Source organism: Priestia sp. D51 (assembly GCF_053345675.1).
Map to the genome: position 1 here is coordinate 56,703 of NZ_JBLTIR010000002.1, position 21,653 is coordinate 78,355.

Annotated in this window: 22 protein-coding genes; 7 read left to right on the forward strand and 15 right to left on the reverse strand. The window is 37.6% G+C overall.

The window, feature by feature from the left end; all coding sequences use genetic code 11:
• Positions 1-191: 191 nt before the first annotated feature.
• The 3 genes from parC to ACNHOZ_RS06935 form a co-directional block, all read right to left on the reverse strand.
• Positions 192-2,618: a DNA topoisomerase IV subunit A gene (gene parC / locus ACNHOZ_RS06925; protein WP_033579117.1), complete on the reverse strand. Its 2,427-nt coding sequence runs from the start codon at positions 2,616-2,618 to the stop codon at positions 192-194.
• Positions 2,615-4,591, reverse strand: coding sequence for a DNA topoisomerase IV subunit B (parE, locus tag ACNHOZ_RS06930; protein WP_028413163.1), 1,977 nt, complete (start codon positions 4,589-4,591; stop codon positions 2,615-2,617). Before parE ends, parC begins: the two co-directional genes overlap by 4 nt.
• Positions 4,592-4,924: 333 nt before the next feature.
• Positions 4,925-5,338 (reverse strand): CoA-binding protein, encoded by a 414-nt coding sequence (locus ACNHOZ_RS06935; protein WP_048019240.1) that lies wholly within the window; start codon positions 5,336-5,338, stop codon positions 4,925-4,927.
• A gap of 205 nt (positions 5,339-5,543) precedes the next feature.
• On the opposite strand from ACNHOZ_RS06935, the gene plsY reads away from it, so the two are divergent.
• Complete coding sequence (gene plsY / locus ACNHOZ_RS06940; RefSeq protein ID WP_014459891.1) at positions 5,544-6,137, forward strand: glycerol-3-phosphate 1-O-acyltransferase PlsY; 594 nt, start codon at positions 5,544-5,546, stop codon at positions 6,135-6,137.
• A gap of 379 nt (positions 6,138-6,516) precedes the next feature.
• Positions 6,517-6,807 (forward strand): HesB/YadR/YfhF family protein, encoded by a 291-nt coding sequence (locus tag ACNHOZ_RS06945; protein ID WP_013057245.1) that lies wholly within the window; start codon positions 6,517-6,519, stop codon positions 6,805-6,807.
• 41 nt (positions 6,808-6,848) lie between these two features.
• Here the strand turns inward: ACNHOZ_RS06945 and ACNHOZ_RS06950 are convergent, their stop codons facing one another.
• From ACNHOZ_RS06950 to tlp, 3 genes are all read right to left on the reverse strand, one after another.
• Positions 6,849-7,271 carry an acyl-CoA thioesterase gene (locus ACNHOZ_RS06950; RefSeq protein ID WP_048019239.1) on the reverse strand — a complete coding sequence of 141 codons (423 nt, stop codon included), beginning with the start codon at positions 7,269-7,271 and terminating at the stop codon, positions 6,849-6,851.
• Between the two features lie 78 nt (positions 7,272-7,349).
• Entirely contained in the window at positions 7,350-8,777 is a 1,428-nt protein-coding gene (locus ACNHOZ_RS06955) for a phospholipase D family protein (protein ID WP_048019238.1), read from the reverse strand.
• A 112-nt stretch (positions 8,778-8,889) separates the two neighbouring features.
• Positions 8,890-9,132: a small acid-soluble spore protein Tlp gene (gene tlp / locus ACNHOZ_RS06960; RefSeq protein WP_048019237.1), complete on the reverse strand. Its 243-nt coding sequence runs from the start codon at positions 9,130-9,132 to the stop codon at positions 8,890-8,892.
• A 172-nt stretch (positions 9,133-9,304) separates the two neighbouring features.
• On the opposite strand from tlp, the gene ACNHOZ_RS06965 reads away from it, so the two are divergent.
• Complete coding sequence (locus tag ACNHOZ_RS06965; protein WP_034266493.1) at positions 9,305-9,916, forward strand: hypothetical protein; 612 nt, start codon at positions 9,305-9,307, stop codon at positions 9,914-9,916.
• Positions 9,917-9,947: 31 nt separating this feature from the next.
• Here the strand turns inward: ACNHOZ_RS06965 and ACNHOZ_RS06970 are convergent, their stop codons facing one another.
• From ACNHOZ_RS06970 to acnA, 4 genes are all read right to left on the reverse strand, one after another.
• Entirely contained in the window at positions 9,948-10,091 is a 144-nt protein-coding gene (locus tag ACNHOZ_RS06970; RefSeq protein WP_014459885.1) for an acid-soluble spore protein N, read from the reverse strand.
• 44 nt (positions 10,092-10,135) lie between these two features.
• Complete coding sequence (locus ACNHOZ_RS06975; protein ID WP_014459884.1) at positions 10,136-10,279, reverse strand: FbpB family small basic protein; 144 nt, start codon at positions 10,277-10,279, stop codon at positions 10,136-10,138.
• A 212-nt stretch (positions 10,280-10,491) separates the two neighbouring features.
• Positions 10,492-11,091 carry a TlpA disulfide reductase family protein gene (locus ACNHOZ_RS06980; RefSeq protein ID WP_028413159.1) on the reverse strand — a complete coding sequence of 200 codons (600 nt, stop codon included), beginning with the start codon at positions 11,089-11,091 and terminating at the stop codon, positions 10,492-10,494.
• 195 nt (positions 11,092-11,286) lie between these two features.
• Positions 11,287-14,007: an aconitate hydratase AcnA gene (acnA, locus tag ACNHOZ_RS06985; RefSeq protein ID WP_048019236.1), complete on the reverse strand. Its 2,721-nt coding sequence runs from the start codon at positions 14,005-14,007 to the stop codon at positions 11,287-11,289.
• A gap of 221 nt (positions 14,008-14,228) precedes the next feature.
• Between acnA and sspO the strand changes: the two genes are divergently transcribed.
• From sspO to ku, 4 genes are all read left to right on the forward strand, one after another.
• Entirely contained in the window at positions 14,229-14,378 is a 150-nt protein-coding gene (sspO, locus tag ACNHOZ_RS06990; protein ID WP_013083371.1) for a small acid-soluble spore protein O, read from the forward strand.
• 212 nt (positions 14,379-14,590) lie between these two features.
• On the forward strand, positions 14,591-14,731 hold the full coding sequence (locus tag ACNHOZ_RS06995) for a small acid-soluble spore protein P (protein WP_013057256.1): 141 nt from the start codon (positions 14,591-14,593) through the stop codon (positions 14,729-14,731).
• 152 nt (positions 14,732-14,883) lie between these two features.
• A complete protein-coding gene (locus ACNHOZ_RS07000; protein ID WP_048019235.1) occupies positions 14,884-15,324 on the forward strand; it encodes an Hsp20/alpha crystallin family protein in 441 nt (146 codons plus the stop codon).
• Between the two features lie 150 nt (positions 15,325-15,474).
• Positions 15,475-16,308, forward strand: a complete 834-nt coding sequence (ku, locus tag ACNHOZ_RS07005) for a non-homologous end joining protein Ku (RefSeq protein WP_048019234.1) — start codon at positions 15,475-15,477, stop codon at positions 16,306-16,308.
• A 22-nt stretch (positions 16,309-16,330) separates the two neighbouring features.
• Here the strand turns inward: ku and ACNHOZ_RS07010 are convergent, their stop codons facing one another.
• The 5 genes from ACNHOZ_RS07010 to ACNHOZ_RS07030 form a co-directional block, all read right to left on the reverse strand.
• Complete coding sequence (locus tag ACNHOZ_RS07010) at positions 16,331-16,729, reverse strand: hypothetical protein (protein WP_048019233.1); 399 nt, start codon at positions 16,727-16,729, stop codon at positions 16,331-16,333.
• 187 nt (positions 16,730-16,916) lie between these two features.
• Positions 16,917-18,629 carry a DUF2357 domain-containing protein gene (locus ACNHOZ_RS07015; RefSeq protein ID WP_048019232.1) on the reverse strand — a complete coding sequence of 571 codons (1,713 nt, stop codon included), beginning with the start codon at positions 18,627-18,629 and terminating at the stop codon, positions 16,917-16,919.
• The gene (locus tag ACNHOZ_RS07020; RefSeq protein WP_048019231.1) at positions 18,583-20,217 is read right to left on the reverse strand and encodes an MrcB family domain-containing protein; all 1,635 of its coding nucleotides are present in this window, start codon (positions 20,215-20,217) and stop codon (positions 18,583-18,585) included. The genes ACNHOZ_RS07015 and ACNHOZ_RS07020 overlap by 47 nt, the downstream gene beginning before the upstream one ends.
• A gap of 431 nt (positions 20,218-20,648) precedes the next feature.
• Entirely contained in the window at positions 20,649-21,101 is a 453-nt protein-coding gene (locus tag ACNHOZ_RS07025; RefSeq protein WP_372451734.1) for a hypothetical protein, read from the reverse strand.
• A 71-nt stretch (positions 21,102-21,172) separates the two neighbouring features.
• Entirely contained in the window at positions 21,173-21,652 is a 480-nt protein-coding gene (locus ACNHOZ_RS07030) for a (2Fe-2S)-binding protein (RefSeq protein ID WP_048019229.1), read from the reverse strand.
• Position 21,653 lies beyond the last annotated feature (1 nt).

The window sequence follows — 21,653 nt, forward strand, 5'->3', positions numbered from 1 at the left end:
TTATATATATATGTTTTGGACAATTTGAACATTCAAAAGTTTCTTAGAGGCTTGTGTAGGAGATGTATGATTTTCATTTGGAATGAGGAGTAGGAAAATCATTTTATACTGTTTATTTAGAACATAGTTTAATTTAAAAATATTGGGTAAAAAAAAGTAGTAAAGCTTTAAAAACTTTACTACTTTTTTTGTTATTTTTCTTCCAGCCACATATCAACTAAATTCCCAGCTTCGCTTTGGTCCAATACGAATGAACCGTTGCTGTATCGGTCACTAGCTCGCATTGTAGATGGATCAACCTGCTCGATTTGACCTTTAGATGATTCCACTATCATATAATGCTCTTTAGAGATTACTTTTACTTTTGCAATTTGATGCGGATTAGATTTTAGTTCTCGGACCATCACTAGCCCTCGTTTTGCTCGTGCTGATTCTTCAAACTCAGCAATTTTTGTCTTTTTCACAGCTCCTCGCTGCGTGGCGATAAATAATTCAGTTGATAGAGCTTCATCTTCATCGAAGATAACGCCGCTTACAACATAATCATCGTCTTTTAAGTTAATTCCTTTTACACCAGAAGCGCGAGTTCCTACAATATTAATTTCTTCTTCCCGGAAACGCAGTCCGTAGCCAGAGCGAGTGGCAATAAACACTTGTTTTTTACCATCCGTTTGATATACGTCCACTACTTCATCATCGCCTTTTAAATTAACGGCGACAAGAGCTTTGGAGTAGCGCTGTGCTTTATATTGAAGTAATTCTGATTTTTTGACCATACCATTTTTCGTAAAGAAAAGCAGATACTGATTTTCTTTAAATTCTTTTACCGGTATCGCTCGTACAATTTGCTCTTCTTTATCAATTGGAACAATGTTCATGATATGCTGACCCATGTCTTTCCACCTGATATCAGGAAGTTCGTGCACTGGCATATATAAATAATTCCCTTTGTTTGTGAAGATGAGCAGCGTTTCGGTTGTATTAATTTCATACTTCGCTAAAATTCGGTCCGTATCTTTCATACCGAAGTCTTGCCCGTTAGACGCGGCGTAAGAACGAAGACTTGTTCGTTTTACATATCCGTCTTTTGTGACTGTTACCATCACTTCTTCAGATGGAACCATCACTTCTAGATTAATTTTAATCTCTTCGATTTCCGCTTCAATTTTTGAGCGGCGTTCTGTACTGTATTGCTTTTTTACACGGCGTAATTCTTTTTTGATTACATTAAAAAGTTTTTTCTCGCTATGTAAGATTTCTTCTAACTCGTTAATTTTAGCACCTAGCTCTTCAGCTTCCGCTTGTAGAGCTGTAATGTCCGTGTTTGTCAAACGGTATAATTGAAGCGACACAATCGCTTCTGCTTGAGGTTCTGTAAATTCATATTTGCCAATTAAATTATTTTTAGCGTCGCGCTTATCTTTAGAAGCTCTAATCGTCGCAATAACTTCATCTAAAATCGACAGTGCCTTAATCAATCCCGCTACAATATGTTCACGTTCACGTGCTTTTTGCAGTTCGTATTTAGAACGATTTGTTACTACTTCTTTTTGATGATCAATATAAGCATCAAGAATGTTAGCCAAACTCATAAGCTTTGGTCGCTTTTTAGCAATGGCAACCATGTTAAAATTATACGGTACTTGCAGATCCGTATTTTTATAAAGGAAGTGAAGTACTCCTTGAGCATTTGCGTCTTTTTTTAATTCTACTACGATGCGCAGACCCGTACGATCCGTTTCGTCGCGAACTTCAGCAATACCTTCCACTTTTTTATCTAAACGAAGCTCATCCATTTTCTTCACAAGGTTGGCTTTGTTTACTTCAAACGGAATTTCCGTAATGACAATTTGCTGTTTTCCGCCGCGAATGGACTCCACTTCCGTTTTTCCGCGAATAATAATTTTCCCTTTACCTGTCTCGTAGGCTTTCTTAATCCCGTCTACACCTTGAATGATTCCCCCTGTAGGAAAATCAGGACCTTGGATAGCCGTCATTAATTCTTCAATTGTACACGTTGGTTTATCAATTCGCATGATCGTTGCGTCAATTACTTCACCTAAATGATGAGGAGGAAGTTCTGTAGCATAACCAGCTGAAATACCCGTGGATCCATTCACTAGCAAGTTAGGAAACATAGCTGGTAACACAGTTGGTTCGCTGCTTGTATCATCGAAGTTAGACACAAACTCAACCGTTTGTTTGTCAATATCTCGTAGAAGTTCTGCAGCAATCGATGAAAGGCGAGCTTCTGTATAACGCATTGCTGCTGGGGGATCTCCATCAATACTTCCGTTGTTTCCGTGCATTTCGATTAATACATTTCTAACTTTCCATTCTTGACTCATTCGAACCATGGCATCATATACAGATGAATCACCATGAGGGTGATAGTTACCAATTACGTTCCCTACAGTTTTGGCTGACTTGCGAAACCCTTTTTCTGCTGTATTTCCATCTACGTGCATTGCATATAAAATACGGCGCTGAACGGGTTTTAACCCGTCTCTTGCATCCGGCAGTGCACGCTCTTGAATAATATATTTACTGTATCGACCAAAACGGTCGCCTAGTACATCCTCAAGAGGTAAATCTAAAAAGCGTTCTGTTTGTGTCATTGTACGTCCTCCTCTGCGACCGTTAATACATTTTCATTATCTAAAATATTTGGATCTTCTTCTAATCCAAACGCTACGTTGCTTTCAATCCATTTTCTGCGTGGTTCTACTTTATCGCCCATCAAAGTGGTCACACGACGATCAGCGCGAGCAGCATCATCAATACGAACACGAATCAGCGTACGCGTCTCTGGGTTCATTGTTGTTTCCCAAAGCTGATCTGCGTTCATTTCACCGAGACCTTTATAGCGTTGAATCATATACCCTCTTCCTACCTTATCGATAGCACCTTGCAACTCTTCGTCACTCCATGAATATTCAACCACTTCTTTTTTACCTGACCCTTTACTTACTTTGTAGAGCGGTGGAAGAGCAATAAATACTTTTCCTGCTTCCACAAGCGGTTTCATATAGCGGTAGAAAAACGTTAGAAGAAGCACTTGAATATGAGCCCCATCCGTATCCGCATCGGTCATGATGACTATTTTATCGTAGTTAATATCATCGATTGTAAAATCTGCGCCTACTCCTCCGCCTATCGCGTGAATGATCGTACTAATTTCTTCGTTTTTAAAAATATCTTGAAGTTTGGCTTTTTCGGTATTGATAACTTTCCCTCGCAGCGGCAGCACAGCTTGAAAGCGGCGATCCCTTCCTTGTTTTGCTGAACCTCCGGCGGAATCCCCTTCGACTAGGTACAGTTCGTTTCGCTGAGGATTTCTTGATTGCGCAGGCGTCAACTTCCCGCTTAGAACGGTTTCTTGACGCTTTCGTTTTTTCCCGTTTCTTGCGTCTTCTCTCGCCTTACGTGCCGCTTCACGCGCTTGAGCAGCTTTGATTGCTTTTTTTACAAGAAGAGAGCTTACGTCTGGATTTTCTTCTAGGAAATAGGCAAGTTTTTCAGAAATAACTGCATCTACCGACGAACGAGCTTCACTTGTACCTAACTTTCCTTTGGTTTGTCCTTCAAACTGAAGCAACTCTTCAGGTATTCTAACGGAAACGATGGCTCCTAATCCTTCTCGTATATCCGTTCCTTCTAAGTTTTTGTCTTTTTCTTTTAGCAGGCTTACTTTACGGGCGTATTCATTAAACGCACGCGTCATAGCGCTTTTTGCACCGGACTCATGCGTTCCCCCGTCTTTGGTACGAACATTATTAACAAATGATAAAATGGTTTCAGAATAACCATCGTTAAATTGAAACGCAAATTCAACTTCAATATTATGATGAATCCCTTCAAAAAAGACGACTGGATGAAGTGAATCTTTTTCTTCATTTAAATATGAAACGAAGGCTTGAATACCTGTTTCATAATGAAAGATATCTTGACGATCATGCCTTTTATCGATTAACTCTATTTTGAATCCTTTTAACAGAAAAGCCGATTCGCGGAGCCGTTCACAAAGCGTATCATAATTGTACACGGTTGTTGAAAAAATCGTGGCATCCGGTTTGAAATGAATCGTTGTTCCCGTTTTTTTTGTTTTCCCTATTTTTTCTAGCGTCGTAACCGGCTTTCCTCCATTTTCAAAACGCTGTTCATAAATAAATCCATCTCTATGAATAGTTACAGTCAACCATTCAGACAGCGCATTTACAACAGATGCACCTACTCCGTGTAAGCCTCCGCTTGTTTTATATCCACCCTGTCCGAATTTACCTCCTGCATGCAAGATGGTTAAAATAACTTCAGGCGTTGGTTTTCCTAGTTTATGCATGCCCGTTGGCATACCTCGACCTTTATCTTGTACAGAAATTGAATTATCTTTGTGAATGGTTACAATAATTTCTTCTCCGTAGCCTGCTAGAGCTTCATCGACAGAGTTGTCGACGATTTCATATACTAAATGATGCAGACCTCGTGTATCTGTACTTCCAATATACATACCAGGACGTTTACGAACGGCATCTAATCCTTCTAGTACTTGAATTGCATCTTCATTATAATTAAATTGTTGTTTCCGAGCCATTCATACTACCCCTTTCATCACAACGAACATTACTACATTATGTATGAAACACAAACGTTTGCGCTTCGTGTCTAAGAATAAATGATCATGTATCCTATCTTTTAATTTTATAGTGTTCGCATCAACAGAACGTATGTTTCTATTTTTGCGTACTTACAAGATTTTAGCACAAATTTCCGTATTATAAAAGCAATATCTTGTGTATTCATGGATTATAAGCCTTATAAAGCTAGCTGTCTAACGTCTATTGTAGCGGAAACTCTCTTACTATTTCAACGCATGGTGAAACCCATGCAAGCAGTGTGCATGGGTTGGTTGTTCTGCTTATAGATCTTACTTTGTTAAAGCATGCTCGACTTTTATACAACGATCCATAACTACAGTATACCCTTTTTTAGCGAGCAGGTCATATGCTTCTTCATTAATTAAACCAGATTGTGCCCAAAATACGTCTGCATCTACTTTTAAAAACTCTTCTGCAACTTCAAGCAAATGCTCAGAGCGACGAAATACATTAACGATATCAATATGCCCTTCAATTTCTTTTAATGAAGATACGGCTTTTACGCCGAGCGCTGAGTTGATTGTTGGGTTCACCGGAATTATCTCGTAACCTTGCTGCTGCATGGCTTCTGAAACCATATAAGACGTTCGATGAGGATTATCTGATAAACCTACTACAGCAATGCGCTTGCTTTTTTTCAATATTTTGCCAAGCTCTTGACGGGAAGGAATTTTAATGGACATGTCTATTACCTCTCTTAGCTATATAATATGTACTGAACAACATTCGCGATTTACAGTTGATTTCCTGCATATAGTACCCGTTTTCTCTATTTTTGTAAACGTCTTCTTTTTTAAAAATAATTGGCTCTCACCCAAAACTAACTATGTTTTTTTAAGTATCTCATGGTAAAATAGAAACGATATAGAAATAAAGGAGCTTTCAAACATGAATTATTTATTACCTATTCTTGCCTATATCTTGGGCTCTATTCCTTTTGGACTAGTTGTTGGAAAACTAGGATACGGCATCGATATACGAGAGCATGGAAGCGGCAATTTAGGCGGCACCAACTCATTTCGTACATTGGGTGTAAAAGCCGGAATTATCGTTACGCTTGGAGACATTCTAAAAGGCACCTTAGCAGCTTCTTTACCGCTTTTATTTGATACAAATCAGAACATTCTCTTCATTGGTTTATTTGCTGTCATTGGTCATATTTTTCCTATTTTCGCAAAATTTAAAGGCGGGAAAGCTGTTGCCACATCCGCCGGAGTGATTTTATGTTATGAACCTCTTTTATTTGTTTTCGTGCTATTATGTTTTTTTATCTGCTTATACATAACGAAGTATGTATCACTGTCATCAATGGTTACTGGGGTATTAACCTTTATCTACACGCTATTTAAACAAGACTACATGCTTATTATGATTATTGGTGTAATTGTAGCCTTTGTCATTTACAGACACCGCGCAAACATTACGCGAATTCTTAACAAAACAGAACCGAAAGTCACATTTTTATCAGGTAAAAAGAAATAAGAGAAAGATCCTCTTATTTCTTTTTTTATAATCACTTTGTAAGCGAATACATTTCTTGTTTATTAGTTATACTGATACTAAAATAAGGAGGTGAATAATGTGAAGAAAAAATGTCCCATTTGCAAACGTAATAAGAAAATGGATTCACAGCTAGAAGGAAGCCGCTACTGCGTTCACTGCTGGGAAACCATTGGAAAACAATATGATTTTAAATGAAAGAATGAAACGATTTAATATAGAAATGAAGCATTCGCCTCTATATTAAATCGTTTTATTTTATTTTATCTTATTCCTTCCTAGCTGAATTCGTATATATTGGTAATTTATCTATCTTTCTACTATAATAAATGTATCCGCAGTATTGGAAGGAGCATAATTAATGAAATTAACAGTAACAGAAGCAGCAGCTACGTGGTACAAAGACGAAATGATGCTAGAAGGAAACGAAACAATTCGCTTTTTTGTTCGCTACGGCGGATGCAGCAACGTTCAAAAAGGTTTTTCTTTAGGTGTAAACACAGATTCTCCTAAAAACGTTGGCGTTGAAACAAAAGTTGACGGTTTAACATTTTTCGTAGAAGATGAAGACCTTTGGTACTTTGATGGTCATGATTTGACCGTAAATTATAATGAAGAAACAAAAGAACCTGACTTTCATTACGAAGCGTAAGAAAAAAAGCATCGATTTATCGATGCTTTTTATTCTTACGCTTAACCCTGCTTTTTGGCGTCTTCATAGGCTTTATGCCATTCCGGATAATTACGGCGAATCGAAATAGGCTTAAAGTTTTCTTTTTTTACACATACGTGTGACGATGTTCCTGTTAACGCAAGTTCTTCATCTGAATTAAAAATTTCGTATCCGTACACAACGCGTAGACCGTCATAGTTCTCAACCCAAGTATGTACCACAGCTGTCTCGCCATAATGAAGCGGCTTTTTATATGATGCCTGTATATCAATAACTGGCGACAGCACACCGTCTCTTTCCATTTGTGCATAGCTAAAACCTAAATCACTGATAAACTGTGTTCGGCCTATTTCCATCCATACTAAATAGTTAGCATGATACACAACGCCCATCTGATCGGTTTCTGCATAGCGAACTTCGATTTCTTTCTTCGATACTAGCATGATTCTACCTCCTCTTGCACTGTTCCTGTTTTATCTTACCATATAAGGAGAATATACTCCTACTAGTTTGGTCCTGACTCAGTAGGTTGTAAGACTAAGCGCTTCTTGAATTCGGTATATCAGTGTTTCCAGCCCCGTCATCTTATTTTCATACTTTTTATAGGGAAGCGTATATGTGTGACCTTTATTTGTCCATAGACGCTCAAAATAAGCGTTTAGTTCGGTCATAACCTTTTCGTTAGAAGGTCCTGATACTTTAATATCCGTTTCTAAGTTCAAATCATCCAAATTTCGTTTTGTGAAATTTGCTGCTCCAGCAATAATTATTGCCTTTCTTTTGTTTCGAATAAATAAAGTTTTAGGATGATACTGCTCTTTTCTTGTATGATACCAGCGAACTTTAATATCGCCTTTAGATTTTTTCACAAGTTCTGCTGCGACTGGACGGTTAGGCAGTCCGAACTTTTTTCTTCCGAACGCATTTTCATTAGGGTCTAAAATTAATCGTACGTTTGCCCCTTGTTCGGAAGCTTTCAAAAGCGCCTTTATTACGTCTCGATCTCCAAGATAAAACATGCCAAGCCACACATCATCGCCTTTTTTAGCATGACGTAAATCTTGTAATACGTGCTTATAGATTTTGCCTTCTGTTAACAGCTGAACATAGAGGTCTCCCTTTTCTTTTTCTTTCTTTTTATATAGAGGTAAATCTCCTCCGTAAGAAAAATCAGACACGGCTTGTTCGCTTTTTACAACATCTCCAATGATATTCCCTTTTACTTCAAAGGCCATGTTGGAATTATAAAAGCTTGCATCATGAGGATTGGCAGAGGAGATAATAACGCTTTGATCGGTTGCTACTACTTTTCTGTGATTAGCTTTTACATTTAACAACTTAAAATAAGCACGGGCCGTCACGTTAGGCGCATTATTTCCGAAAGGATTCGTGATCCATCCAGTTCCTTTTTCACCAAACCACTGAACAAAAGTTCTCCACACTGAAGAATATAGTGGAATGGAGTCTCTGAGCTTAGATAAATTGGTTTGCACCACTTTGATTCCGTTTAGCCGCAGTGAATCTAACCACTTTGAATCATGTGAGCCGTAGGTTGTGTTTATTTCATCCGTAATAAAGACTATTTCGACATTGGGATGTTTTCGTTTCTTCTCAATCAGCTTACTTGCAAGCGTATCACTAAGGTGAGGAAACGTTTCACCTTGGTTATAGTAGCCATTAAATAGAAACATATCCATAATAATAAAAGCTTTTGCGTCATCAATCGCATTCGTAACTGCTTGAAAAATATGTTGTTCGGAAACCGACGTCTGCTGGTCTTGATACGTTAGGTCCGATAAAAGAAATACATCTTCTACTTTGTGAGGCTTACTTTCGTATGAAACTCCTTTAGGCAAGGGCTTATGCGTTTGATAAGAGCCCACAATAATCAAAACGACAAGTAAACTGACCAAAATCCTTACTATTTTCTTTTTCACGTGCTTTTTCACCTACATAAACCTCTTCACTAGTTTATATTATTATTCACCTTACTAAAAAAATATAGAAAGAAAGCAGCTAAAACCGTTTATTTTTAGCTGCTTATTGTCGCTGTTTTACTTATTAAATCGTACCTTCGTAACCATTTTGACGAGCTTCTGATTCATCTTTTATTTCGCTGCGCATTGCTTCAATGCTTACTTCGCGATTGTGATTTTTTTGCTGAATGCGCTGACGTTCTTCTTCAGTGCTGCATGCAGCAACTTCTTCTGCTTCTTCAATGTTTTTCATTGTATTTTGTACCATTGTTTGTAATTTTTCAACGTTATCACTACGATCGTCTGGATTCGGTTTATTCCATGCCATTGTATCTTCCTCCTCAAAATAACTTTGTTACAATTGTAGTATGCCGGATTTGTTCATCTCTATAAGTGGAAAAAAATGATTTTAGTTTACATAATATAATTATAATTAAGTTAAAATATATATATAAAACATACATAATATGGTAATATATACATACAAAGGGGGAATCGCTATGACCAAACGAATGATAACATTACTAAGCGTCATCTTTATTGCAGTGCTTGCCGTATTTTTTATGTCGCAAACTTCATTGGCATCAAAATTGACAATAAGTGCCTCTATCAAGCCTCACCATTACTCAAAACATGAAGAAAAAATGTTAGCCGTGACAAACTTAGACTACAAAAGCAATATCATGGCATACGATGTTAAAGCTCCTAATGGAGCAAAAGAAGCCTATGTAAAAGCTACTTATTATGAAAAGGGAAAAGCCAAACAACCTTTATTCTCAGGAGGGTTGACTGTTTCAAAAGAATTTGACATGTTTGCTATTACATATAAAATCGATGATGATACTCACAAAGTAATGTTTAATGTGGGAAGCAACGATACAAACCTAGGGATAGAAGCGGAAAAGCCAAAGAAAATGAACGGCTATTCCTTTACTGGATTAGAGAAAAAACAAAAAGTGAAAATGAATAAACCATATCCAGTTGCTGCTTTATTTGGTGACGATGGCAGTGGCATACGAGTTGCTCCGCTTTCAACCGATGACGGAGAAGTTGTTAAAGAGCTTATTTCGAGCAACCCTTACGTTTATTTATTCACAGTAGAATTCAAATAATAAAAAGTCGCTGAATTCAGCGACTTTTTATTCATTCACCTTTGGTTTGAATAACTTGAGGATGCTTGCCGGATGTATCTTGCATTTGTTTTCCGTTATTTCCACCAGCTTCTCTCGGTTGAGTGCCGATGTGATTCGGAACAAAACTTTTGCTTTGTTTTTTAGGATTTCCCATGCTTATCCCCTCCTCACCGTTACTCTAACCAACTTACTTTAAAGTTATTCAGCTCTTTCAAGCATACGATCTTCTAACCGCTTTTCAATTTCCAATTCAATGCGTTCAATTTCTGACTGATCTTTTAACAGCTGCGTTTTATTTTCTTGCACTAACTCTTCAAATGAACGTTTGCGTAATTTTCTCATGATTCCAACACCTACTTTATGTAATTTTTATGAAAAATCTGAAAAATCAAAAGAAACTGATATCATATAACTATCTATATTGTAACCAATTTGTCAGATAAGTAAACATACTTTTTGAAAAGTTGTAAGAAAGTTTGACATATTTACTGACTTATCTATATATACGATGGTAAAGTAAATAAGTTTCATTTTTAATAAAACAAGCAGCGAAGTTAATTCGCTGCTTGTTGGGCAAAGTTTTCCATTTGTTTAAGCGTCATTGGACCATTCACTCGCTGAACAATTTTCCCTTCTTCATCTATAAAGTAAGATGTCGGAATGGTGGACACCCGGTATTTTTTACTTCCCACAGTATCTTGGTCGTCCAATAATACATGAAACGTAAACTGTTTTTCTTTCAGAAACTTAGATACTGCCTGTTTACTACCTTCTGATGAAGTTAAATTAACCGCAAGCAGCTGTACGTCGTTTCCATATTTCTTATAAAATGCTTGCATATCGGGCATTTCTTTTTGACACGGCGGACACCATGTGGCCCAAAAGTTTAAAATAACTTTTTTTCCTTTAAAGTCCGATAATTGAACAGTTTTTCCGTTCGTATCTGAAAGTGTAAACGGAGGTGCTGTATCTTTTGGTTCTAACCCATAAGCTTGACCAGAAGCCTGACGAGCACTATCGCCTTTTTTAATATTTAAATCCTTGTATTCGCTTAAGTTAGAATTATCGGATGCTTCATTTGGAGAAAGCCCTTCCCAAAGTGCGTAGCTAAGAAAGCCTACTAGAAGCAAGACCGCAATTATTTTTTTAACCATATGATCGGCTCCTTTATTTCTTCTAAAAAGTGATAATCTATGTACTAATAGATATGTGCAATATCTACTAAAATAATCCTTTTATCGGGCATTTTCTTTTATAATATAGCATATTTCCCTCTCACTTTTTGTCGAAAACGGTGCGTTTGCATAAAAAAAGAGCGGCTCACGAGAACCGCTCTTTTTCTTTATACCTTACGCATGTGTTTTAGACTGTAATTTATCACGAAGCACCATTTGAAGGATACCACCGTGACGATAGTAATCAATTTCAACTTCACTATCGAAACGAACCAGTACTTCAAATTCTTTTTTGTTTCCAGCTTCATCAGTTGCTGTTACTTTTACAAGATCACGTGGTTTTACTGTTTCATCAACTGCTACTGCAATTGTTTCTTTTCCAGTTAAACCTAATGTATCCGCGCTTTCACCATCTTTAAATTGAAGAGGTAAAACACCCATTAATACTAGGTTTGAACGGTGAATACGCTCAAAGCTTTCAGCGATTACTGTTTTAATACCTAAAAGATTTGTGCCTTTTGCTGCCCAGTCACGAGAACTTCCCATGCCGTAATCTTTACCTGCAAGTACAACAAGACCTGTACCTTGCTCTTTGTATTTCATACAAGCATCATAAATGCTCATTACGTCATTTGTTGGCCAGTACGTTGTCCAGCCGCCTTCTGTACCAGGAGCTACTTGGTTTTTAATGCGGATGTTTGCAAACGTACCGCGCATCATCACTTCATGGTTACCACGACGAGAACCGTATGAGTTAAAGTCTTTTGGTGCTACACCGTTTTCTTGAAGGTAAAGACCTGCAGGTGATGTTTTAGCAATTGAACCCGCTGGTGAAATATGATCCGTTGTCACTGAGTCACCAAATTTCGCTACTACGCGAAGCTTATTTAACGGTTCTACTTCACCTGGCTCTTCTGATAAGCCTTCAAAGAACGGTGGGTTTTGAATGTATGTTGAATCATTCTCCCACGTATAAAGAGCATCTTCGCTCGTTTTAATTTCATTCCAGCGCTCATTGTCATCGAATACACGCTCATACTCGTTGCGGAATAGTTCAGGCGTTACGGTACGGCTAACCACTTCTTTAATTTCATCTTGAGAAGGCCAGATGTCGCTAAAGAATACTTCATTGCCGTCTGTATCAATGCCGATTGGATCTTTTTGTAAATCTACATCTACCGTTCCAGCCAGTGCATATGCTACAACAAGCGGCGGAGAAGCAAGGTAGTTACCTTTTACTAATGGATGAATACGTCCTTCAAAGTTACGGTTTCCTGAAAGAACAGACGTTACAAGCAAGTCGCTGTCTGCAATCGCTGCTTCAATTTCAGCTTCTAATGGACCAGAGTTACCGATACAAGTCGTACAGCCATAACCTACGATGTTAAAGCCAATTTTATCTAAGTATGGAAGCAGCCCTGAATTTTGAAGGTAAGCCGTTACTACTTTTGAACCTGGTGCTAAAGAAGTTTTCACGTAAGCTGGAACATCCAATCCTTTTTCTACCGCTTTTTTCGCAACTAAACCGGCTGCTACTAATACGTAAGGATTTGATGTGTTCGTACAGCTTGTGATAGCCGCAATGGCAATGGCACCTGTTTTCATTGTTGTTTCTGAACCGTCTGCAAGCTTAAACGTAATTTCTTTATCCGCGTCTTTAGCATCAAGTCCGAAGCTTTGATTGCTAACAGGAGCTGTTAAAGCTTTCTTGAATTCTGTTTGCATTTGAGAAAGTGGAATTAAATCTTGCGGACGCTTTGGACCTGAAAGATTTGCTTCAATCTCAGCAAGATTAATCTCAACAACATCAGTGAAAACTGGATCTTCATTTTCTGGTGTAAAGAATAAACCGTTTGCTTTTGTATATTGTTCGACAACCTGAATGTCTTTTTCATCTCTTCCTGTTAAACGCATGTATGCTAATGCCTCTGCGTCAACTGGGAAGAATCCACATGTTGCACCGTATTCAGGAGCCATATTAGCAATTGTTGCACGGTCAGCTAATGGAAGTTCTGCTACGCCAGGACCGAAGAATTCAACGAATTTTCCGACTACTCCTTTTTGACGAAGCACTTGCGTAACTTTTAACGCTAAGTCTGTAGCTGTAGTACCGTTTGGTAATTCACCAACAAGTTTAACACCGATTACTTCAGGAACTGGGAAATAAGAAGGTTGACCAAGCATGCCTGCTTCCGCTTCAATACCGCCAACACCCCATCCTAAAACACCGATACCATTAATCATCGTTGTGTGAGAGTCAGTACCTACTAGAGAATCAGGGAAAGCTACGAATTCACCGTCTTCTTCAACAGCATGAACAACGTTTGCTAAATATTCTAAATTTACTTGATGCACGATACCAGTAGCTGGCGGAACTGCACGATAGTTATTAAATGATTTTTGAGCCCAGCTTAAGAAATTATAGCGCTCTGTATTACGTTGAAACTCAAGGTCCATATTAATTCGTAATGAATCAGCTGTACCTGCTTTATCAACTTGTACGGAGTGGTCGACAACGAGGTCTACTGGAATTTCTGGATTGATTTTGTCAGGATCTCCTCCTAAATCAGCCATTGCTTTACGAAGTGACGCTAAGTCTACAACCGCTGGAACTCCAGTGAAATCTTGAAGAATAACACGAGATGGTTTGAAAGGAACATCGATATCTTTGATATCTTTTGTTCCCCATTTTGCAAGGTTTTCGACGTGTTCTTTTGTAATAACACGGCCATCTACCTGACGAAGAACAGATTCTAATAATACTTTAATTGAATACGGCAGCTTAGATACGTTACCTAAACCTGCTTCCTCTAAAGCTTGTAAGCGGTAATAATTATATGTGCTGCCATTAAGATCGAATGACGAACGAGCGTTAAAAACGTCTTTTTTAGTCATTGCTTTTACCCCCTTAAAATTCTATGTATAAAGGATTTTCTTACCCCATCCTCTATTCCCTTCACCATCTATCTTAATATAATATTATACATAAGTAAATAAAAAGAATGTTATTAATTAACATAAGTTTCACTTATAACCTTTTTCCATCTTCCTTTTATTTTTCTAATAATTCATATTTCATTGATTTTTACGCATGCTAGAAACGGAGGTGATTCAACATGGCTAAACGCAAGTCAAACCACGTCATTCCTGGAGCTAACGCGGCTAGCGCTCAAGGAAAAGGAGCGGGTTATAATGAAGAATTTTCAAATGAACCATTAACCGAACAACAGAAACAAAATAATAAAAAACGCAAAAAAAATCAATAAAACACTCTCTTATTGGATATACTAATCACTAGTTAGAAAAGCAAAATCGTTTAACTCCATGAAATCTAACGAGAAGGCGTCATTATATATGGCGCTTTTTTTCTGTTCCCATTTCCTGTTTTTGCTAAACCTATTTTTAGAAAGGGGAATTTTTCATCGGATAAATCCCCTGTCACTATCCCACCCTAATAAATGAAAGGGAGGGTTTAACTATGAACAAAAACAGCAGCAAAGACATCAGAAGAAATGCGCCAAAAAGCAATTCTGGACAGCCTGAACCGCTAAGCGGATCTCATAAAGTAAAGAACCGTAAGCATTCTCGCCAAAAACACAATAGCGGACATGATATGTAAAACAGCGGCAAGCTCTCTACAGAGCTTGCTTTTTTATGCATAGAAAAGGCAGCTAGTACTTCAAGCTTATTCTTTGAACAGGAGTTCACTAAGTACATAAACGCGCATATGATAGTATAGTGAAACAGTTTAAATAATGGAGGAACGTAGAAATGAAAAACAAGCGTCTGCCAGCAGACCAAATGTTTGTAAAAGGCTTTCAAGAGTTGTTAGAAGTCATGCTTTCAAATCCCTTTATGAGTTATTTAGATTATGATTCCGTTCGTATAGATTTATTTGAAACGGAACAATCATTTATTGTTGAAGCTGAATTGTTAGGGTATCACCCTAAGGATATTATCGTTCAGATACAAGCTGACCATTTACAGCTGACAGCCAAAAAATACTGTATTAGAGAATTTCATGATGAAAAGCAAGGAACGCTTGCAAGAGAACAAATGGAAGAAAGCGTTGAACGTACAATTGACTTTCCATTTTTATTGTTGAATAAAAAGATTACCGCTACATTTAGTAACGAAATCCTTGAAATTACGATTTCCAAACATGAGACAAATGAATCTAATCAGCAAATAGTTCCTATTGAGTTCCAATAAAGCTGCAGATGTTGTCTCTGCAGCTTTATTGGAACTATTTAATTGTTTATTTAGCACATAGTTTTTTTAGAAAGTTTTCCTTTTCAAAACCCTAGGATATCTAATTGGTTTTACGGCACACTACTAAAAAAGAGTAAAAGGAGAACGTTTATGCTTCATACTGCTTGGAAAGGTAAAATCAGCTTTGGATTAATTGATATCCCTATTAAACTCCACGGAGCAATTGAGGAAAAAGATGTAAAGCTGCGCACGCTACACTCCGTTTGCCATACACCTATTCATCAAGAAAAACATTGCCAAACGTGTGGACGAGAAGTAGAATCCGATGAACTGGTTAAAGGATACGAAACAGCGACCGGTCAGTTTGTTGTACTTTCACAACAGGAAATTGACAGTGTCAAAGGACCCTTCGCAGCAAACAAAGCTGTTGAATTGTTACACTTTGTTTCATTAAATGACATTGATCCCCTGTTTTTTGATAAGCCCTACTATATCTCTCCTGGAGAAACGAGCCTAAAAGCTTATTATACGTTGTTAAATGCGCTTGAAATAACGAATAAAGTCGGTATTGCCAATGTATTTTTATATTCCAAACAGCAAATCGCCATTATTCGTTCCGTGGGCGGCTCTCTCGTTCTTCACACGATGCATTTTGAAGAAGAACTTCGTTCAGTTACAGATGTGCCTAACTTATCTAGTACTTCTTCTATTAATGAAAGTGATACCCAAGTGACGGTGGAATTAATTGATAAGCTATCTACTTCTTTTAATCCGTCTATTTACAAAAACAACTACCGAGACGCCTTACAAAACGTCATTCAACAAAAAATAAATCAAGGCGAAGTTACAAAAAGCAGCGAAAGTGAAGAAAGAGACATTCGACATTTGATGGAAATGTTAAAAGTGAGCATAGATCCTTCTACTTTACAGCCGACAAAATCAACAGCAGAGAAAAAAACGTCATCTTTAAAAAAGAAAGCATAAAAAAAGCTAACGAAGAAGTTCGTTAGCTTTCATTTGCAACAGAAGTCTTAGGAATAATTGCTCCATATGACGCCGGTATTTTTAAATATTGCGTTACTTGATCATTTTCCACAAAAACAATAAAGTTATCTTTTTTATCTTTTCCAATACCTTTTGCTTTTGCTTCAGACCAATTGAAGCCCAGCTTTTCATTTACCTCACTGCGGGTCGTTTCCGGTCCAAAAACATATACTTTATCCCATCTAAAATCACATAATTCATTAAAATCAAGGATGGAAGCTTCTTCTTTACTTTGATTTGTTTTTTTAATTTCATTAATTACGGTTTGCTGAAGTTGCGCTTGGTTGCGTTCGCTGTATACCCTGTCAATAAAAAAAGTTGCCAATAGCGCTACTAACGTGAATAGTAGAATCTTTTTCACTTCGTTGTCCTCCTGATACGTTCTCTGCACATGATACGACTTCTTTTCGATACGGTTTTATTCTCTACTATTCTAGAAAATTCAACAGGAAAATACAACTAAAATCTCGAAATGTCATCAAAACATAAAAAACTTAACACTATGTCAACGCATAAAAAAAAGGCTTGTTCACGTTCTACCTATTTACCTAATCAGCGCTGAAAAGATTTGGTTCTTCCGTACAAATAGTTTTAATAAATTCTTCTACTAGCCCTTCCTCTCCCGGCAAAAAAGGCAGCGCACCCACTCCAACGCGTTCAATACTTTTATAAAAATGATGCTGCTTATAGCCTTCTGCTTTCCCTGGAAACAGCACAACCGCTGTTTGTACCGGTTTTATTCCATTTCCCTCTACAATAGCGTCTCGGTAACGATGCATGGTATTAATATCTTCTTCTCTAGGTGAAGGCGTATCGTGATTTGGTTTGATACGATACTTAGCGTCAAAAAGGTATACACTTTTTTTCTCCCCTTGCTTTACTTCAAGCAGTAAGTCAGGCTTTTGAATAACGGTATGAGTATGATGGTATGCTTTCTGATACCATAGCGTGACTTCTGCTTTCCCCACTTGAAAACGATGATAAGACGGCTGCATCCTGACGTTCAACCCTTGTTCTGTCGTTGTCATGATGTTTTGTTCTATCCGTTTGCCGTAAATTTGCAACTTCTTTAAAAGACTAACATACGTCCAGTATTCATAGAGAGTTGCGATATCTTTTAATGAAAGGTGGTAAAACTCTCCGTTAAGAGCCAACCCTCGCGTTAAGAACATAAAGTATCTGCTTGCTTCCCGGTAGCGGGGTGCCGTACGCAGTGTAGAAGAAAGCGTTGAAACTTGTATGGTCTTCACTCTTTGCCAGAACACATTGTTTAGCAGCCTTTTTAATTCGGTATGATTAGTTTCTAGAGCCGATACGGCTTCTTTTTTTACATATCTATCTTCTATCAATTTGTCAATTAGTGTAGTTAGCTTGTGATACAGCTGCGTCATCATCCATTTTACACTTTGATTTTCCAGATTATCATAGGTAGACACATGCCTGGTGCCAATCGCTTTTGTGGGTACTACTTTTATATTTCGATTAATTTTAATCCCCCTGCTTGAAGGTGCAAGATAGGTAGGGTGGGTTCGGACAAAAGATATAGCACGGCTATCTTGTTTTTTTATTTGATCTCCTCTCATGAGCTCATGTTCAACTTTTACCGATTGAAACGGCTGATTTTCAATCTGACGCACAGAATGAAGAAAGGGTTTCATATAGTGAGAGAGAACATGATAAAATTCTGTCCATGTTGCTTGCTTAGACCAAACAGATTTGGCTTGAATATATGTTTTACGAAGCATATCGTATGCCAAATCATGAATGTATTCGTTCACTTCATCGACCATGTGTACATAGTCTGTCTTGTAGCTCATCTTTGAAGGGAAAATTTCAAGAGTAAAGGAGAGCTCTTTTTCTCTTTCGCTGTAAACATGAAACGTAGAATACCCTACCTCATTTTGAAAGCTTATATTTCCCGTCAAAATGTAGGGAAATCCTACGCTTTGAAAGCTTTGTTCAACCCCTTTTGAATCGTGGTTAACAAACAGTCTTGTTTGATTTTTAGAAACAACTGTAATTTGATAGGTTTCATTTTCAAAAAATAAAGGCTCAAGCGGCGGTTTTGAAGTCATCATGCCTTTTGTTTGATTTAATACTTTTACATGTGTAATTCCTTTTCCTGTACAAGAAAAAAACATCATTTCTTCTGCAGATTTTATTTTTTTCTTATTTTTCCCTTTTATAACCACCGTACACGTGTCAGTTTCAATTTCAACGTACGGTATTAATCCAAAATGACGTGTATCCGTATACTTCAAAACGTCTCATCATCTCCATTATTTTGCGTGCACTTTTAGGAAATCTCATCCCATCTGCATTTACGACAGCTGTCTCAAATTCATCATCTAACAGCGTATTTGTACAGTAATAATAAAGATTTTTTAATAGGTCAAATGTGTAAGCATCGCTTCCTGAAATACGAGGCAAAACTTTTTGCAATATCTGAAAATCAAACGCCTGATCAAATGTAAACACTCCGCTTTTCACTGCGTAAATTAGATAAAAGCATATTTCGTCGCGTACGCGGTAACCTATTTGCAAATCGACTTCTGTAAGCATCTCGTTGACGGTTAGCAGTTCATTTGTTACTTCGTGAATGAGCTCAGCATGTTCAACATACGCATCTTTTAAGTGAACGTATTGACTTTGAATTTGTACATTTTCAATACTGTGCCGAGGTGGCTCTCTATCATCTAAAAAATCAAAAGAATCTAGCTGAATCTTATTCAGCTCAATGGTGTTGGTACGATCTAACAACTTTTGACTGAACCCATGAGTTGTTTCATCCATATTAATCGTACCAATAATGAGAAGGTTAGACGGCAAATAAATATCTCGGAACATCTTATGTCCAGGAAATAAAGGAGCTGTTTTGATTTTCCCTTTTGACCAGCTTCTGCTTTCCATCACGCTTAAAATATCGCTAAAATAATGTTCAACTCGAGCTAAGTTCATTTCATCCAATATGGAAACATATGTATAAGCTGGATGCTGAATGGCTTGCTGCATAATCGACAGAAACGATCCTCTGCGAAAATCTCCTCTTAAATCAATATACCCTAATAAATCTGAACTATCGTGCCAATCGGGCCGAACTGGAATAAGCACTTGTCTTCCATTTTCAATCGTAGCACCGATACTATCTGCCAAGAGCTGCGCAAGCTTTGTTTTTCCCGTCCCGCTCATTCCTGATAAAACAATAAACGGCTTGGTCTTTAAAGCAAAGTAGGCGTTGGCTATATCTTGTCGTTCGTATGTAAATCCAGATTTCTTAATATACTCATGAATGTGGACGATGGCGTCTTTATCGCCCATCATCTCTTTGCTCATTCCGTATGTTTTTATATACTGTTCATGTATACTCAGCAGTAAATGCAAATCATCTTGAAGCTGATCATTGTTAGGTAAGTCTGCTATATTGTAAGGAAGGTAAAGAGCTACTCTATCCTCAAAGCTTTTCGCTTCCATGCTTGTACCAATGACAATATGATTATCTTTCAATACGCGGGCATGTTCAGGAGTAAAAAAACGAATGTCTTTCAGATCAGTTCCTTCCCCTGCATCTCCTTTAATCATGACTAAGTAAATGCGCTGACCGTCTTCACTGAATAAATATGCTACTATCACATCACTCTCTATATTCTTATTAGCAAGAGTCACGTAAGGAAATGTTTCAGCGTGGTGGCCCGATATACGCATTTCTTCTCGATTTATATGATCCAATCGATAAAGAGAAATCGGAAGCCTGCGTGTAAGCATATTTTCTACTTCGTGTTTTACAAGTACGTCTCCACCCATTTGTTTATAATGTTCCGCTACATAAAGCAGCCGATCGCGCAAACTCATCGAATTCTCTCCTTTCTGCCTTTACTGCAGTTTGTAAAAATAAAAAGCATCGTCAGCTGACCACGCAAAAGTTTCGTTTCTTTTATTATAGACGTTTTCTTCGTATCGTAAGCTATTTTATAACGTTAGAAAACACTACATTATTCTTTTCTCTACTTATCTCTACATATATGTTTATGTTCATTTTAATGAAACATGACAGAAAAGAAAAGCGTTAGGGGGCTTAATGAATGAAGAGGTAATGATACGAACAGAAAATTAGGCAGCTTCTGTACGCAGTGATACAATCGCCATTATGCTACACGATTATTTAATGTCTGATGCTTTTGGCTGAGTAAAGAAAAAAATAAAAATAACCAGCGGCAGCGCCATAAGAAAAATACTCGTCTCTGAAGGTCTTACTGTAGGTATATCCGTTAATGACATCTTAATCAGTCCTTTGTAAATTTTTCAACTAAGTCAGGATTTACATAAAAATGTTTTGATACGGTACGATGAAAAAACTGAGAGGATTGATTTAGTTCACTTAATGCAGGTTCTGTTTTAGGAACGCCAAAAATAGGTCCACTTACATTAATGGTAAACCTTCCAGAAGAAATAAAGGCGCCCGACACATTAATCTGGTTATTAAGCAGCAACGCCGCAAGAATTACATCAATCATATCAATAATGATATTAATTCCCGCATCTCCGCCTTTTCCTTCTATTCGGCTAGTTCCTGTAATAGGTCCCCCTACTGAAATACGAAAAGCTCCGGGTGTCACAAATACGCCTATAATTGTTATTTGGCCAGTTAATAATAATATAGCTGTTACTACATCCAGATTTCGTTGAATGGCAAAGATCAGTTCCCTTTCTTTGTCAAAGCCGCTTTTCCATTCCACATTCTCCACACCCTTAGCACATACTATTCTAAACACGTGTAAATGTTATTCTATTTTTTCTTTTTCCTGTCTCACTCCCGCTCCGAAAAGTGTAAAACAGATTTTACTGCGTCTTCAATTTCTTTATATCCTGTACATCTGCATATATTGGAAGCAAGCCACTCCTTTATAATATCGTCACTGCCTGAAGGATGGTGTTTGGAAAGCAAATGAGCATTCATGATAAAACCCGATGTGCAATAACCGCACTGAAAAGCAAAGTGTTTAATAAAAGCTTTTTGCATAGGTGAACTCTTCAGCCCTTCTATAGTCATTATTTCTTTCTCTTCTGTTTCTGCCGCTAACATGAGGCAAGATTTCATTGGCCGCTGATTTATCCCTACTGTACAAGCTCCGCAGTCCCCGTTTAAACAGCCTGGTTTTGCTCCGGTAAGGCCGAGCTTTTCTCTTAATACATAAAGCAACGTATCTGCTGTTCGGATATCAACCATTTTTTCTTCACCATTAACCTTTAGCTTAATTGTTATTCTATACCGTTCATCTTTTAGCACA